Source organism: Rhizobium acidisoli (genome assembly GCF_002531755.2).
Classification (GTDB): Bacteria; Pseudomonadota; Alphaproteobacteria; order Rhizobiales; family Rhizobiaceae; genus Rhizobium; species Rhizobium acidisoli.
On the sequence record NZ_CP034998.1, the window covers coordinates 1,642,297 to 1,658,444 of the forward strand.

The following is a 16,148-nucleotide window of genomic DNA, read 5'->3' on the forward strand; positions in this document are numbered from 1 at the left end:
ATATGCAGCAACCTCTCCATCCCTCGCCAGCGTCTCGCAAGGCACGTCCCCTCTACCCGTTTACGGGGAGAGGGTTAGGAGGAGGGGCAGCCTTTGGCGCAGACGGACCGAGGATGACCCGATGGACCACAGAGCAGAGTTGCTACCGCATCAGCAGATCACCGACCTTAAGCAGGCGGCGGAGCGCATCCGAAGAGCCGGACGCATCCTCGTGGTGGGCTGCTCCGGCGGCGGAAAATCCACTCTTTCGTTGAAGATTGCTAGACGCTTCGGGCTTTCCTATATCTCGCTCGACCGCGACGTATTTTGGCTTCCCGGCTGGGTGACGCGAGACAGGGCGGAGCAACGGCGTATCATCGCCAGCCGAATCCTCGAGGAACGCTGGATCATGGACGGCACCAATCCATCCTCGTTGGACATTCGCATGCCGCGGACCGATTTTGTCCTCTGGGTCCGTATGCCCCGACTTCTCTGTATCTGGGGCGCAATCAGCCGATGGGCGAAATGGATCGGTCGCAACCGCCCGGAAATGGCACCGGGCTGTCCCGAGAAGATCGATTTGGAATTCCTGCGCTTCATCTGGACATTCGAGGAGAAATTCGTACCGCGCATCACTGCCGGCATTGCTGAACATGGTCCTGATGTGCCCGTGTTCCAGCTAAAATCCCGCCGTCAGATGCGTGAGCTTCTTGATCTTCTCGCCCGGCCCGCTTAATTGCCGCCTATGCCGCAATTCGAAACCCATCGTCCCGTCCCGCACACGCCCGATCAGATGTTCGACCTCGTTGCCGACGTCGAGCGCTATCCGGAATTCCTGCCGCTCTGCGAAGCGCTTGCCATCAGGAGCCGCAAGGAGCGCGACGGCAAGATCCTGCTCGTCGCCGATATGACGGTCGGTTACAAGGCGATCCGCGAGACCTTCACGACCCAGGTGCTGCTGAACCGGGCCGAGCATGTCATCGAGGTCAAATACATCGACGGCCCGTTCCGATATCTCGACAATCGCTGGCATTTCGCCGAGACGCCGACCGGCGGCTGCACCGTCGATTTCTTCATCGACTACGAGTTCAAGAGCCGCATTCTCGGGGCATTGATGGGCTCGATGTTCGATCGCGCTTTCCGCATGTTCACGGAAGCCTTCGAGACCAGAGCGAGCAGGATCTACGCGCCGGCCTGACGCGGCGATTGCCGCCGTCCGTCAGCCGGCGAGCAGCGAGCGCACCATTTCCAGCGCCGTCCGGATCGTTGCCAGCCGAACCTCGCTGCGGCCGATATCGCCGTAAAACATCTTCCGGTGAATGAGCATGCCGCTGCGTGACTTGGCGGCGAGATGCACAAGGCCGACCGGTTTCTCCGACGATCCGCCGCCGGGGCCGGCAATGCCGGTGACGGCGACGGCGATCGCGGCGCGTGAGCGGAAGAGGGCGCCATGCACCATCTGCCGCGCCGTTTCCTCGGAGACCGCCCCGAAGCGCAGCAGGGTTGCCTCCTGTACGCCAAGCAGCTCGATCTTTGCCCTATTGGTATAGGTAACGAAGCCGCGGTCGACGACGGCCGATGAGCCGGATATTTCGGTCAGCGCGCCTGATATCAGCCCGCCGGTGCAGGATTCGGCGGTCGAAATCATCAGCCCGGCGGCCGTGAAGTCGCGGATGATCGTCTGCGCCGCCGAAAGGATATCCTCGGGAAAAAGGCTCATCGTTTCCCCCCGCGATAGACGACGGTCGCCGTGGCGATCGCCGCGATGCCTTCGCGACGGCCGACGAAGCCGATCGTCTCGTTGGTCGTCGCCTTGACCGAGCAGCGCTCGATATCGATGCCGAGATACTCCGACAGTCTCATCCGCATGCTCTCGCGATGCGGCCCGACCTTCGGCGCCTCGGCGATCAGCGAGACATCGGCATTCATGATCGTGCCGCCGTGCTCGCGCACGATCCGGGCGGCGTGCTCGATGAAGATGCGCGATGCCGCCCCCTTCCACTGCGGGTCGGAGGGCGGGAAATGATCGCCGATATCGCCGGCGCCGCAGGTGGCAAGCAGCGCGTCCGTCAGTGCGTGCAGCGCGACATCGGCATCCGAGTGGCCTTTCAGCTTCTGATCATGCGGAATGAACACGCCGCAGAGTGTGACGCCATCGCCAGCTTCCAGCTGGTGCACGTCGTAGCCGTTGCCGGTGCGCACGTCGGGAAGCAGCGAGGCCGATAGCTTGTCGTCTGCCATGGCGATATCCTTCTTGACCGTCAGCTTGACGTTATCGGGCGTGCCCGCGACGATCGTCACCGGAATGCCCAGCCATTCGGCGATCGAAGCGTCGTCGGTGAAATCGCTTCGCCCGCTTGCCGCCGCCTTCTCATGCGCATCGAGGATGGTTTCGAAGGCGAAGGATTGCGGCGTCTGCGCCGCATAGAGATACTCGCGCGAAACCGTCGTCAGCACCGTGCCGGCGCTGTCGGCGCGTTTCAGCGTGTCGGTGACCGGGATCGCCGGCAGCACCGCCTGCGCGCCATTGTCGAGGCTTTCGGCAATGCGGTCGAGAAGCACATGGTCGAAGAACGGCCGCACGGCGTCGTGGATCAGCACATGGCTGATACGCTTGTCCTTGAGGTGCCTAAGGCCGGCCAGCACTGATTGCTGCCGGGTCGGGCCGCCATGCACGGTTTCGATCGGCGTTGCCGAAATGATATGGCGGAACGCCTTGGCAAACAGCGCCTCGTCTTCGGGATGAATGACGACGACGATCTCAGTTGCTGGCTCCCATGTCATGAAGTTTTCAAGCGTATGCACGATAACCGGCTTGCCGCCGATCATGCGATACTGCTTGGGGCCTTCCTTGGAGGATCCTGCACGTTCGCCGCGGCCGGCGGCAACGATGACAATTCCAGCCGATATCGGTTGCTTGGACGGCATTTGCAGCATAAATCCCCTAAAATATGCGGAATTGACCCGAGTGCTCTAACGTCTTGCTTTGGCCTTTTCCAGCATCTGCCCGAAAAATATCGATTTCGATCAGAGCCCCCTTGGCAAGCCGGGGAACAATGGCTAAAAATCATGCACTTCCACAGTGTGCCCGAAAGATAATCATTTGATTTCCAAGGACCTCGCATCGCCTTTCCGAATAGGACCTGTATCGGTGCGGAACCGTGTTGTGCTGGCGCCGATGTCCGGCGTCACGGACATGCCCTTCCGTGAGCTCGCCTGGCGCTTCGGCGCCGGCCTCGTCGTCACCGAAATGGTGGCGAGCCGCGAACTGGTCAACGACACGGCCGAATCCTGGTCGCGGCTGAGAGCAGCGGGCTTCCGGCCGCACATGGTGCAGCTTGCCGGCCGGGAGGCGCACTGGATGGCGGAGGCGGCGAAGATCGCTGCCGATCACGGCGCCGATATCATCGACATCAATATGGGCTGCCCGGCAAAGAAGGTGATCGGCGGTTATTCCGGTTCGGCGCTGATGCGCGATCCCGATCACGCGCTTGGCCTCATCGAGGCGACGGTCAAGGCCGTCGATATTCCCGTGACGCTGAAGATGCGCCTCGGCTGGGATGCGAACTCGATCAACGCGCCCGAGATTGCGCGCCGCGCCGAGGCGGCCGGCATTCAGCTCGTGACCATTCATGGGCGCACCCGCATGCAATTCTATGAAGGCCGCGCCGATTGGGATGCGATCCGTCCCGTCCGCGACGTCATCTCCATCCCGCTGATCGCCAATGGCGATGTCGAGACCGCCGAAGATGCGCAGGAAATCCTGCGCCGCTCCGGCGCCGATGCCGTCATGATCGGCCGGGGCTGCCAGGGCAGGCCGTGGCATGCCGGTGTGCTCGCCGGTGGAGCGGAGCCGCGACGCGAAGACATTGCCGATATTGCCGTCGAACATTATCGGATGATGCTCGATTTCTACGGCGAGGCGGTGGCGATCCGCCACGCCCGCAAGCACCTCGGCTGGTATCTCGAGCGTTTCGCCGCTGATCTTGCCGGCGGCGACAAGGCTGCGATCATGACCTCGCGCGATCCGCGCGAGGTGGCCGCGCGCCTTTACGAGGCTTTGGCATCGGGTGTTGTCGACAGCCGGGAGGCGGCATGAAGGATACGACTTCTCCGCCCGATCAGGCCGGCGGAACCGTCGCCATGGCCGTGCTCAACGCCATCCAGAACCCCGTCGTCATGGTCGACGAATCCGGCTTCGTCGTTTTCGCCAATTGGGAGGCGGAAGCCTTCTTCGGCGCCAGCGCCCCGCATCTGGCGCGTTATCGCATCTCGACCTTCATTCCCTTCGGTAGCCCGCTGCTCGCCCTGATCGACCAGGTGCGGGAGCGCAAGGCGCCGGTCAACGAATATCGCGTCGACCTGAGTTCGCCCCGCCTCGGCCAGGACAAGCTCGTCGATCTCTACGTCGCCCCGGTGCTCAGCGAGCCCGGCGCCGTCGTCATCGTCTTTCAGGAACGCTCGATGGCCGACAAGATCGACCGGCAGCTGACGCATCGCGCCGCCGCCCGCTCGGTGACCGGTCTCGCCTCGATGCTGGCGCACGAAATCAAGAACCCGCTCTCCGGCATCCGCGGCGCTGCCCAGCTGCTTGAACAATCCGCGGTCGACGACGACCGGGCGCTGACCCGGCTGATCTGCGACGAAACCGACCGGATCGTCTCGCTGGTCGATCGCATGGAAGTTTTTTCCGACGAACGTCCGGTCGACCGCATGCCGGTCAACATCCATTCCGTGCTCGATCACGTGAAGGCCGTCGCCAGGGCGGGTTTTGCCCGCAACATCCGCGTGACCGAGAGTTACGACCCGTCGCTGCCGGCCGTCTATGCCAATCGCGACCAGCTCGTGCAGGTCTTCCTCAATCTGGTGAAAAATGCTGCCGAAGCGGTCGGCGATCGGCCGGATGGCGAGATCCTGCTGACGACGGCCTATCGTCCCGGCATCCGTCTTTCGGTCGCCGGCACGCGCGAGAAAATCTCGCTGCCGCTCGAATTCTGCGTCCACGACAATGGGCCCGGCGTTCCCGCCGATCTGCTGCCGCATCTTTTCGATCCGTTCATCACCACCAAGACCAACGGCAGCGGCCTCGGCCTGGCGCTGGTCGCCAAGATCATCGGCGATCACGGCGGCATCATCGAATGTGACAGCCAGAACAGCCGCACGACATTCCGCGTCCTCATGCCGGCGTCGAAGGACGCCTCGCTCGAAGACGCCTCTTCCGCAAGCTCGACAGGACCTTCTCGATGACAGCTACGATCCTCGTTGCAGATGATGATGCGGCCATCCGCACCGTGCTCAACCAGGCTTTGAGCCGCGCCGGCTATGACGTTCGCATCACCTCCAACGCCGCTACCCTCTGGCGCTGGATTTCGGCGGGTGAGGGCGATCTGGTCGTTACCGACGTGGTGATGCCTGACGAAAACGCCTTCGACCTGCTGCCGCGCATCAAGAAGGCGCGTCCCGATCTGCCCGTCCTCGTCATGAGCGCGCAGAACACCTTCATGACCGCCATCAAGGCCTCGGAGAAGGGCGCCTACGACTATCTGCCGAAGCCCTTCGATCTCACCGAGCTGATCGGCATCATCGGCCGCGCACTCGCCGAGCCGAAGCGCAAACCGGCCAAGCTCGAAGAGGACATGCAGGACGGCATGCCGCTGGTCGGCCGGTCGGCGGCGATGCAGGAAATCTACCGCGTGCTTGCCCGGCTGATGCAGACGGACCTGACGCTGATGATCACCGGCGAATCCGGCACCGGAAAGGAGCTCGTCGCCCGCGCGCTGCATGATTACGGCAAGCGCCGCAACGGCCCCTTCGTGGCGATCAACATGGCGGCGATCCCGCGCGACCTGATCGAATCGGAACTCTTCGGCCATGAGAAAGGCGCCTTCACCGGTGCCCAGACCCGCTCGACCGGCCGCTTCGAGCAGGCCGAAGGCGGCACGCTGTTTCTAGACGAGATCGGCGACATGCCGATGGACGCCCAGACGCGGCTTCTGCGCGTGCTGCAGCAGGGTGAATACACCACCGTCGGCGGCCGCACGCCGATCCGCACCGACGTGCGCATCGTCGCCGCCACCAACAAGGATTTGAAACAGGCGATCAACCAGGGCCTCTTCCGCGAGGACCTCTATTATCGTCTCAACGTCGTGCCACTGCGCCTGCCGCCGCTGCGCGACCGCGCCGAGGATATTCCCGATCTCGTGCGCCATTTCATCCAGCAGGCGGAGAAGGAAGGCCTCGGCTCCAAGCGCTTCGATCAGGAAGCGCTTGAACTGATGAAGGCCTATGCCTGGCCGGGCAATGTCCGCGAGTTGGAAAACCTCATCCGTCGCCTGATGGCGCTCTATCCGCAGGATATCATCACCCGCGAAATCATCGACGCGGAGCTTCGCTCCGACGTGCCCGACAGCCCGATCGACAAGGGTCCGATGCGCAGCGGCTCGATGACGATCGCCCAGGCCGTCGAGGAGAACATGCGCACCTATTTCTCGGGGTTCGGCGAAAACCTGCCGCCGCCCGGCCTCTATGACCGCGTGCTGACGGAAATGGAATATCCGCTGATCCTCGCGGCACTCACGGCAACACGCGGCAACCAGATCAAGGCAGCCGATCTTCTCGGCCTCAACCGCAACACCTTGCGCAAGAAGATCAGGGAGCTCGGTGTCTCGGTCTACAGAAGCTCGCGCACTGCCTGAATAAAAACTGGCTGAATGAAAAGAGGGCGGCAGGCCCTCATGTTGCCCACCGCCCACTTCCTCCCGGCGTCCGCCGCCACGGTCGGGAAGAGAATTGAATCTAGCCGAGCTGAGTCGTGGTTTACATCCGGGCGGACAAACAAAAATGCAGTGTCATTCAACGGTCACAGAGCATTTGCGACGCGCGGATTGCCGCCGGGCGAATGTCATTGAAGTTGCTGCGGTCGTAGCCGCCGCGCCTGTGGATAAGCTGTGGATAATAGGTGGATGATCAGCGGGTGATAACGTCGCTGATCCACTTGCATGTTGCCAATCCGTTCCGAATCTCGTCATCTCCCTCTGCTGCTGTCGACCTCCGCCGCAAACGTCGTCGACTGTATGCTACGGGCGCTCCGACTGATGTCGTCGAGCGCCCTTTTTCTTTGAGGAAAGTCCTCGCATATCGTCGCCTCTGCCATAGATTACGCGAGTCGGTCGTCGATCGATCGCGCAATGCCGGCGACCGGCCGGCACATTTTTCGGGAGCTGCATGATGGAATATCGTCGTCTGGGAAAATCGGGTCTGCAAGTGAGCGAGTTCTCGTTCGGCTCATGGGTGACATTCGGCAAACAGGTCAACGGCGGCGACGCCGTCGACCTCATGAAGCTTGCCTATGACAATGGGGTGAACTTCTTCGACAATGCCGAAGGATACGAAAGCGGCAAGTCCGAGATCGTCATGGGCGAGGCGCTGAAGTCGCTTGGCTGGAGCCGCGACAGCTTCGTCGTCTCGAGCAAGGTCTTCTGGGGCGGCCAAAAGCCGACGCAGCGCGGCCTGTCGCGCAAGCACGTGACCGATGCCTGCCATGCCGCGCTGAAGAGACTTCAGGTCGATTACCTCGACCTCTATTTCTGCCATCGCCCGGATATCGACACGCCGATCGAGGAAACGGTCCGGGCGATGCACGATCTCGTCGCCCAGGGCAAGGTGCTCTACTGGGGAACGTCGGAATGGTCGGCGCAACAATTGACGGAAGCCTACGCCGTTGCCCGCGACCTGCGCATCACGCCGCCGACCATGGAGCAGCCGCAGTACAATATCTTCGAACGCCAGAAGGTCGAATCCGACTATCTCCCGCTCTACGACCTGATCGGCCTCGGCACCACGATCTGGTCGCCGCTCGCCTCGGGCGTCCTGACCGGCAAATACAATAACGGTGTGCCGGCTGACAGCCGGATGAACCTGCCGGGCTACGAATGGCTGAAGGAGAAGTGGTCCAGCGACGCCGGCCGCGCCCAGCTCAAGCAAGTGGGTGAACTTGCAAAGCTCGCCGACGAGATCGGCCTGTCGATCACCCATCTCGCTTTGTTGTGGTGCCTCGCCAATCGCAACGTCTCCACCGTCATTCTCGGCGCTTCGCGCGCCAGCCAGTTGCAGGACAATCTCGCGGCCCTTTCGCACAGGCAGAAGATGACGCCTGAAGTCATGGGCCGGATCGACACGATCGTTGGAAACAAGCCGGAAGGCCCGCGCCGATTCTAAGGCCTGTCGCGCAAAGCGGTGCAGCGGTTTTGCGCGAACGACATACGTAGAGACCTGGAGCGCGAAAAGATCTGAAGAGGTCGCGACGCGCTTTAGGTGGAACAATCTTCCCTCGCCGAGTCAGACCAAGCATCATGGATCGAAACGGCGGCGAGGCGTGCAGGGGCAGGGGATGATGCGTTTTCTGGAAGTTTTCGCGATCGGAGGGCTCATAGCGGCTTGGTTCATCAAAACAGGAAGTGCCGATAACATAGGTGAATGATGATGGCAGAGCCAACTCCGGGCACATCCCAACGATCTCCAGGTTTTAGCACTGCATCCGTCTTTGCAGTCCTATCGCTTTGCTTCTCGATCATAGCGTACTCGACGATGGCCGTTGCATTTAGCGGCAGAGAAACGTTGCAAATTCTGAAGATATTTCGGGCAGCGAAGTTGCAGGACTGCGATCGTTACCGTGACGCGGAGCGTACTGCGTGCGAGACGACCATACTCAATCCTGGATGCTTTAGCTGGGCCCCGTATTCGCAGCACAGGGCCTCGATCTCGCCCCAAGGGTAATGCGGGGTGATCTTAACGCGTTTGAAGATTTTGTAAAAAACGATCCGGTCTATTCGACTCAAAAATCAGCGGTCGAAGCCTTCTTGAACAAGCCTTTCAAAATTTGCGCTTCTGAAAACTGCGGAAAATTTCTCGGTCTGTCAGAACCGGAGTTGGCTGCCGTGTCACAGGAGTTCGACGAGAGCCGAAGGTCAATGCTCTGTCTTCTCAAACGAGATCGATCGAAAGACAAGCCGGGCGGCGCTCTTAGCGATCGGACCTTGCTTACCGACGTCGAAAGTATGCAACGCGGTTTGATCCCAACCTGTGCACCAACATCGACGATGGTCGAAGATATTCTTCGACGCGCTTTCCGCGGTTAAGGGGCAGGCGACCCTCCATCAGTCGCTCAGTGCGGCTTGACAATGTGAGGGCGTGCGTTGCATTTTCGCCACAATGCGTTGCTTAAAGGTCACGCAGGGTTTTGGACATTCGCTCCCGATCGAGTCGTTCCAGCGCTGGCTTTCTCGCCGGCGTTCTTTGGTTTCGATCGGATGGCGCGGGCGGCGGGTGCTGTCTGAAGAGAGGCCGAATGACGCAGGATGGGGTATCGCCGGCGGCGGCGGGCGAGGCGGTGACCACGGTGACCGATCGCCGCGCCCTTTTCGCCGTGCCCGGCCTGGTGCTTGCCGGCGGCGCGCTTCTCTGCGCCACGGCGACACTGTTCGTGCTGCTCGGCCTCACGCCGATCGCGCCGACGTCGCATGTCGTCATCACCTCGGTCATCGTCAATTCCTTCTTCGTCCTGACGTTGCTGGCGCTGATCGCCCGTGAGGTGGCAAGGCTGCTCAAGGCGCGCACCCGCGGCCGCGCGGCCGCGCGCCTGCATATTCGCATCGTCGTGCTCTTCTCGATCGTCGCGATCACGCCGGCGATCCTGGTCGCCATCTTTGCCAGCATCACGCTGAATGCCGGCCTCGACCGCTGGTTTGCGCTGCGCACCCAGTCGATCGTCAGCTCGTCGCGCAACATCGGCCAGGCCTACATGATGGAAAACGCCAGCTACCTGCAGGGGCAGACGGTTTCCATGGCCAACGACCTGGAGCGCAACCGCGCGCTCTACAGCCTCGACAGGACGGGCTTTGCCGACCTGATGACGCGCCAGGCGAGGGGCCGCGGCCTGCTCGGCTCCTTCCTCGTCGAGCGCGACGGCTCGGTGATCGTCCAGGCCGACATCACCACCGAAAAGCCGTTGCCGGCAATCCCGCAGGACGCGCTGGAGAAGGCTGCTGCCGGTCAGCCGACGCTCATCCCGCCTGGCGTCACCAACCTCGTCGGCGCCATCATCAAGCTCGATGCCATCCAGGGCACCTTCCTCTATACGGTGCGCGCCGTCGATCCGAAGGTCATGGGCGCCATGCGCATGATGGAAGAGAACGCCACCGAATATCGCTCGATGGAAGCCAACCGCTTCTCGCTGCAGATCGCGTTCGCCGTGCTCTATATCGGCTTCGCGCTGATCGTGCTGCTCGCGGCGATCTGGACGGCGATCGCGGTGGCCGACCGCATCGTCCGGCCGATCCGGCTCCTGATCACCGCGGCCGACAGCGTTGCATCGGGCAATATGGATATCGTCGTGCCGGTGCACGCCGTCGATGGCGACGTCGCCAATCTGTCACGCACTTTCAACAAGATGATCTCGGAAATCCGCACCCAGCGCGACGAGATCCTCGAAGCCAAGGACGAGGTCGACGACCGCCGCCGCTTCATCGAGGCGGTGCTGTCGGGCGTCACCGCAGCGGTCATCGGCGTCGAGCAGGACCGCCGCATCGCCATCGTCAACAGTTCGGCCGAGACGCTGATGTCGTTGTCGGCCGATGAGATGCTCGGTAAGCAGCTGGCCGAGATCGCGCCTGAGGTCGATCACGTGCTGACCGAGGCGGCGTCGCGTCATCGCGGCGATTTCCGCAAGCAGATCGCGCTCGTGCGCGGCGGCACCGTGCGGACGCTAAGCGTGCAGGTCACCCGCGAGGAAGTGCGCGATATGAGCGAATCCTATGTGATCACGCTCGACGACATCACCGACCTCGTCATCGCCCAGCGCTCGACCGCCTGGGGCGACGTCGCACGGCGCATCGCCCATGAGATCAAGAACCCGCTGACCCCGATCCAGCTTTCCGCCGAGCGCATCCAACGCCGCTACGGCAAGCAGATCGATCCGGGCGACCGGACCGTCTTCGACCAGTGCACGGATACGATCATCCGCCAGGTTGGCGATATCGGCCGCATGGTCGACGAATTCTCCGCCTTCGCCCGCATGCCGAAGCCGACCAAGGAGCCGAGCGACCTGCGCGAGATCCTGCGCGACGCGATCTTCCTGCGCGAGATGGGCAACAACCACGTCACCTTCGGGCAGGATTTCGGCGACCAGCCGCTGGAGGGCCTGTTCGACAGCCGCATGCTCGGCCAGGCTTTCGGAAATCTGATCAAAAATGCCGTGGAGGCGATCGAGGCCGTTCCGAGCGACGAACGGGACGAGCGCAAGATTCTCGTCCGCGCCGCTCTCGATACCGCCCGCGACCGCTTCACCGTCGATGTCATCGACAATGGCCGCGGCCTGCCGGTGGAGAACCGCCACAGCATTCTGGAACCTTATATGACGATGCGCGAGAAGGGCACCGGCCTCGGTCTCGCCATCGTCAAGAAGATCATCGAAGAACATGGCGGGCAGCTTGAGCTGCACGATGCGCCCGCCGATTTTGACCGGGGAAGAGGGGCCATGATCCGCGTGCATCTGCCACGCCGGGATTCGACGCCCACCTCTCCCGCAGCCAATGACAAGGAAAGCGTTTATGGCCTCTGATATTCTCGTCGTCGACGACGAGCACGATATTCGCGAGATCGTTTCCGGCATTCTCTCCGACGAGGGGCACGAAACGCGCACGGCCCATGACAGCGACAGTGCGCTGGCCGCGATCTCCGATCGGGTGCCGCGGCTGATCTTCCTCGATATCTGGATGCAGGGCAGCAAGCTCGATGGTCTGTCGCTGCTCGACGAGATCAAGACCCGCCATCCGGATCTGCCCGTGGTGATGATCTCGGGCCATGGCAATATCGAGACCGCCGTCTCGGCGATCAAGCGCGGCGCCTTCGATTTCATCGAAAAGCCTTTCAAGGCCGACCGGCTGATCCTGATCGCCGAACGGGCGCTGGAGAATTCCAAGCTGAAGCGCGAGGTCTCCGAGCTGAAACGCCGCACCGGCGACGCCCTGGAGCTGATCGGCACCTCGGTCGCCGTGTCGCAGCTGCGCCAGACGATCGAGAAGGTTTCGCCGACCAACAGCCGCATCATGATCCTCGGCGCATCCGGCTCCGGCAAGGAGCTGGTGGCGCGGATGATCCACAAGAAGTCGACCCGCGCCAACGGTCCCTTCGTGGCGATCAACGCCGCCAACATCACGCCCGATCGCATGGAGGTGGCGCTGTTCGGCACCGAGGGCACGCCCGGCCAGGCGCGCAAGATCGGCGCGCTCGAGGAAGCCCATCGCGGCATCCTCTATCTCGACGAAGTCGGCGAGATGCCGCGCGAGACGCAGAACAAGATCCTGCGCGTGCTGGTCGATCAGCAGTTCGAGCGCGTCGGCGGCTCCAAGCGCGTCAAGGTCGACGTCCGCATCATCTCCTCCACCGCCTATAATCTCGAAAGCCGCATCACCGAGGGATGGTTCCGCGAGGATCTCTATCATCGCCTCGCTGTCGTGCCGGTGCGCGTGCCGGCGCTGGCCGAGCGGCGCGAGGATATTCCCTTCCTCGTCGATCAGCTGATGCGCCAGATTTCCGAGCAGGCCGGCATTCGTCCGCGCCGCATCGGCGACGACGCCATGGCGGTGCTGCAGGCCCATGACTGGCCGGGCAATATCCGCCAGCTGCGCAACAATATCGAGCGGCTGATGATCCTTGCCCGCACCGACGGACCGGATGCACCGATCACCGCGGACATGCTGCCGACCGATCTCGGCGACATGCTGCCGAAGGTCTCGGCCAAGAACGACTATCACATCATGACGCTGCCGCTGCGCGAAGCCCGCGAGATGTTCGAGAAGGATTATCTGATCGCCCAGATCAACCGCTTCGGCGGCAACATCTCGCGCACCGCCGAATTCGTCGGCATGGAGCGTTCGGCGCTGCACCGCAAGCTGAAGTCGCTCGGCGTCTAGAGCATGATGCCGAAAACTGTCAGCGGTTTTCGGGCAACATCATGCTCGACCTTTTGATCTGCCAGGCGCGGCGATAACCGCGTCGCATTCCCTTATCGCTTTCCGGAAGACCAGTTTCCCATGCCGAGAATTGCCTATGTGAATGGCCGCTACGTCAAGCATTCCGATGCCAGCGTGCATATCGAGGATCGCGGTTACCAGTTCGCCGACGGCGTATATGAGGTCTGCGAGGTGCGTCACGGCTATATCGTCGATCTCACCCGCCATCTGAACCGTCTCGATCGTTCACTCGGGGAACTGCGCATCGCCTGGCCGATGGGGCGGGCCGCACTGACGCAGGTCATCCGCGAGACGCTGCGGCGCAACCATGTCCGTAACGGGCTTTTCTATATGCAGGTCACACGCGGCGTCGCCCGGCGCGATCATGTCTTCCCGGCCGAGGGAACGCCGCCATCGCTTGTCATCACCGCCAAGAGCACCGATCCCAAGATCATCGCCGCAAAGAATGCCAACGGCATCAGGGCGATCACCGTTACCGACAATCGCTGGGACCGTGTCGATATCAAATCTGTCGGCCTGCTGCCGAATGCCATGGCCCGCCAGCAGGCCAAGGAGGCCGGCGCCCAGGAGGCGATCTATGTCGACGGTGACGGCATGGTGAAGGAAGGGGCGGCGACCAATGTCTGGATCGTTGATCGCGATGGAATGCTGGTGACGCGGCCGGCCGAACACGGCATCCTGCGCGGCATTACCCGCGCCACCTTGATGGATGTTGCAGCCAAGCTCGGACTGCAGATCACCGAGCGGAATTTCTCGGTTTCCGAGATGCTCGCGGCCCGCGAGGTCTTTATCACCGCAGCCACAAGTATTTGTTTTCCGGTCGTTTCCGTCGATGGTCAGGCGATCGCCAACGGTCACCCGGGCAGCGTTTCGCAGAAAGTCCGCGAGGCCTTTTTCGACGTTGCGGAAAAGATTGCGATTTGATACCAAGATTTGCTAGACGGGTGGAATGAGGGTGCCACCGGTCTTTCATGGTGAGGTTGATTGATACTCCACCGGCCAGCTCAGGTCGGCAATAAAGAAAGAAGCGGCGCGATGGCGGAACGTTCTCAGAATCTCCAGGATTTATTTCTCAATACTGTTCGCAAACAAAAGATTTCCCTGACAATCTTTTTGATCAACGGCGTGAAACTCACGGGCGTTGTTACGTCTTTCGACAATTTCTGTGTTCTTCTTCGCCGTGACGGCCATTCGCAGCTCGTGTATAAGCATGCGATCTCGACGATCATGCCGGGCCAGCCCATGCAGATGTTCGAGAGCGAAGAAGCAGCGTCCTAACAGGATCAGCCGTCATTTCGACACGCGATACCAAGAACGATTCGATCATCCCTGAGGCCGCCAAGCACAGGGACGAAATGCGCGCGACCGTCGTCGTGCCGGTCCTGAAATCGCGCAGCCGCGGCGGCCAGAGCGAATCGGCCTCGACCCGCACGCCGGAAAGCCGGCTCGAAGAAGCGACAGGGCTTGCCCAGGCAATCGACCTTGATGTCGTCACCGGCTCGATCGTGCCGGTCAATGATCCCAGACCGGCGACATTGCTCGGCACCGGCAAGATCGAGGAGATCAAGGCGCTGCTCGACGAGCGCGATTCCGGTCTCGTCATCGTCGATCATCCGCTGACGCCGGTGCAGCAGCGCAATCTCGAAAAGGAATGGAACGCCAAGGTCATCGACCGGACGGGCCTCATCCTCGAAATTTTCGGACGCCGCGCCTCAACCAAAGAAGGCACGCTGCAGGTCGATCTCGCCCACCTGAACTATCAGAAGGGCAGGCTGGTTCGAAGCTGGACCCACCTTGAACGCCAGCGCGGCGGCGGCGGCTTCATGGGCGGCCCGGGCGAAACCCAGATCGAAGCCGACCGGCGGATGCTGCAGGACCGGATCATCAAGCTCGAACGCGAGCTGGAGCAGGTCGTGCGCACCCGCCAGCTCCACCGCGCCAAGCGCCGCAAGGTGCCGCACCCGATCGTGGCGCTGGTCGGTTATACCAATGCCGGCAAATCGACGCTGTTCAACCGCATCACCGGCGCTGGCGTGCTGGCCGAAGACATGCTCTTTGCCACGCTCGATCCCACGCTTCGGCGCATGAAGCTGCCGCACGGCCGCACCGTCATCCTGTCCGACACCGTGGGCTTCATCTCCGACCTGCCGACCCATCTGGTCGCCGCCTTCCGCGCGACGCTGGAAGAGGTGCTGGAAGCCGATCTCATCCTGCATGTCCGTGATATGTCCGATCCCGACAACCAGGCCCAAAGCTCCGACGTCATGCGCATCCTCGGCGATCTCGGCATTGACGAGGCCGAAGCGGCGAAGCGGCTGATCGAGGTCTGGAACAAGATCGACCGGCTGGAGCCCGAGGCTCACGACGCCATGGTGCAGAAATCATCAGGCGCCAGCAATGTCGTTGCCGTCTCTGCCGTCAGCGGCGAGGGGGTCGACACGCTGATGGACGAGATCAGCCGCAGGCTTTCCGGCGTCATGACCGAAACGACCGTCCGCCTTCCCGTCGACAAGCTGGCGCTGCTGCCCTGGCTCTACGACCACGCGATCGTCGACGGCCGCGAGGATAACGAAGACGGCTCGATCACGCTGGAGTTGCGCCTCTCCGAAACCGAAGCCACCGAACTCGAACGCCGCATCGGCAACGGCCCGAAGTCTTCGAAGGAAGATTGGGAGCGGTGAGGCACTCCCCAGCGGGGGCCGAAGGACGGGTCGAGACCCTGGCTCGACCCCGGTTGTTGGCCCGAGGGTCGGAAGGGGCCACACGGCAAGCCCTCAATGCTGCCCTTCGCTTGCGCTCAGGTGAGCTATCTCCGGCGACTTTAGCCCCACCCTCCGTCATTCCAGGCCTTGAGCCGAGCATCCACACCGCATCCACCGGCAGTCGTGGCATGGGTCCTCGGCTCAAGGCCGAGGACGACGGAGAGCGGGGTTGGCTTCTTGCCAAACTCGGCCGACGTGGCAGCCGCATTGGCGAGGGGCAGGGCGGCCGCGTGAGGATTGGGAAGGATGCATCTGGGACCAAGTCTCCGACGGGGCGAGCTATCCGGCGACTTTAGCCCCACCCTCCGTCGTGCTCGGCCTTGAGCCGAGCATCCACGCCGCATCCGCCAACGGTCGTGGCATGGGTCCTCGGCTC

The 16,148-nt window shown here is 62.3% G+C and carries 14 protein-coding genes; 12 read left to right on the plus strand and 2 right to left on the minus strand.

The genetic code is table 11. The features are described 5' to 3' along the window. The first annotated feature begins 121 nt into the window (after positions 1–121). Together CO657_RS08215 and CO657_RS08220 are read left to right on the plus strand one after the other, a co-directional pair. Positions 122–715, plus strand: a complete 594-nt coding sequence (locus tag CO657_RS08215; RefSeq protein ID WP_054183184.1) for a P-loop NTPase family protein — start codon at positions 122–124, stop codon at positions 713–715. A gap of 9 nt (positions 716–724) precedes the next feature. After that, positions 725–1,177: a type II toxin-antitoxin system RatA family toxin gene (locus CO657_RS08220; protein WP_003586640.1), complete on the plus strand. Its 453-nt coding sequence runs from the start codon at positions 725–727 to the stop codon at positions 1,175–1,177. Positions 1,178–1,198: 21 nt separating this feature from the next. Here CO657_RS08220 and CO657_RS08225 read toward each other — a convergent pair whose 3' ends face one another. Together CO657_RS08225 and CO657_RS08230 are read right to left on the minus strand one after the other, a co-directional pair. Next, positions 1,199–1,699 carry a CinA family protein gene (locus tag CO657_RS08225; protein WP_054183183.1) on the minus strand — a complete coding sequence of 167 codons (501 nt, stop codon included), beginning with the start codon at positions 1,697–1,699 and terminating at the stop codon, positions 1,199–1,201. Continuing rightward, the gene (locus CO657_RS08230) at positions 1,696–2,916 is read right to left on the minus strand and encodes a bifunctional 2-C-methyl-D-erythritol 4-phosphate cytidylyltransferase/2-C-methyl-D-erythritol 2,4-cyclodiphosphate synthase (RefSeq protein WP_054183182.1); all 1,221 of its coding nucleotides are present in this window, start codon (positions 2,914–2,916) and stop codon (positions 1,696–1,698) included. The genes CO657_RS08225 and CO657_RS08230 overlap by 4 nt, the downstream gene beginning before the upstream one ends. 145 nt (positions 2,917–3,061) lie before the next feature. Between CO657_RS08230 and dusB the strand changes: the two genes are divergently transcribed. The 10 genes from dusB (at position 3,062) to hflX (ending at position 15,691) form a co-directional block, all read left to right on the plus strand. Beyond that, positions 3,062–4,078 (plus strand): tRNA dihydrouridine synthase DusB, encoded by a 1,017-nt coding sequence (dusB, locus tag CO657_RS08235; RefSeq protein ID WP_054183181.1) that lies wholly within the window; start codon positions 3,062–3,064, stop codon positions 4,076–4,078. After that, positions 4,075–5,226, plus strand: coding sequence for a two-component system sensor histidine kinase NtrB (locus tag CO657_RS08240; protein ID WP_054183180.1), 1,152 nt, complete (start codon positions 4,075–4,077; stop codon positions 5,224–5,226). The genes dusB and CO657_RS08240 overlap by 4 nt, the downstream gene beginning before the upstream one ends. After that, entirely contained in the window at positions 5,223–6,674 is a 1,452-nt protein-coding gene (ntrC, locus tag CO657_RS08245; RefSeq protein ID WP_054183179.1) for a nitrogen regulation protein NR(I), read from the plus strand. Before CO657_RS08240 ends, ntrC begins: the two co-directional genes overlap by 4 nt. 532 nt (positions 6,675–7,206) lie before the next feature. After that, positions 7,207–8,196: a potassium channel beta subunit family protein gene (locus CO657_RS08255; protein WP_003586634.1), complete on the plus strand. Its 990-nt coding sequence runs from the start codon at positions 7,207–7,209 to the stop codon at positions 8,194–8,196. A gap of 557 nt (positions 8,197–8,753) precedes the next feature. Beyond that, positions 8,754–9,116, plus strand: a complete 363-nt coding sequence (locus tag CO657_RS37230; RefSeq protein WP_245292969.1) for a hypothetical protein — start codon at positions 8,754–8,756, stop codon at positions 9,114–9,116. A 209-nt stretch (positions 9,117–9,325) separates the two neighbouring features. Next, on the plus strand, positions 9,326–11,596 hold the full coding sequence (locus CO657_RS08265; protein ID WP_003586618.1) for a sensor histidine kinase NtrY-like: 2,271 nt from the start codon (positions 9,326–9,328) through the stop codon (positions 11,594–11,596). Further along, positions 11,586–12,950, plus strand: a complete 1,365-nt coding sequence (ntrX, locus tag CO657_RS08270) for a nitrogen assimilation response regulator NtrX (RefSeq protein WP_003586617.1) — start codon at positions 11,586–11,588, stop codon at positions 12,948–12,950. Before CO657_RS08265 ends, ntrX begins: the two co-directional genes overlap by 11 nt. 120 nt (positions 12,951–13,070) lie before the next feature. Beyond that, positions 13,071–13,934: a D-amino-acid transaminase gene (locus CO657_RS08275; protein ID WP_054183178.1), complete on the plus strand. Its 864-nt coding sequence runs from the start codon at positions 13,071–13,073 to the stop codon at positions 13,932–13,934. 111 nt (positions 13,935–14,045) lie between these two features. Continuing rightward, positions 14,046–14,288 carry an RNA chaperone Hfq gene (gene hfq, locus CO657_RS08280; RefSeq protein ID WP_003539403.1) on the plus strand — a complete coding sequence of 81 codons (243 nt, stop codon included), beginning with the start codon at positions 14,046–14,048 and terminating at the stop codon, positions 14,286–14,288. A 77-nt stretch (positions 14,289–14,365) separates the two neighbouring features. Further along, the gene (gene hflX / locus CO657_RS08285; RefSeq protein ID WP_054183177.1) at positions 14,366–15,691 is read left to right on the plus strand and encodes a GTPase HflX; all 1,326 of its coding nucleotides are present in this window, start codon (positions 14,366–14,368) and stop codon (positions 15,689–15,691) included. The last annotated feature ends 457 nt before the right edge of the window (positions 15,692–16,148 follow it).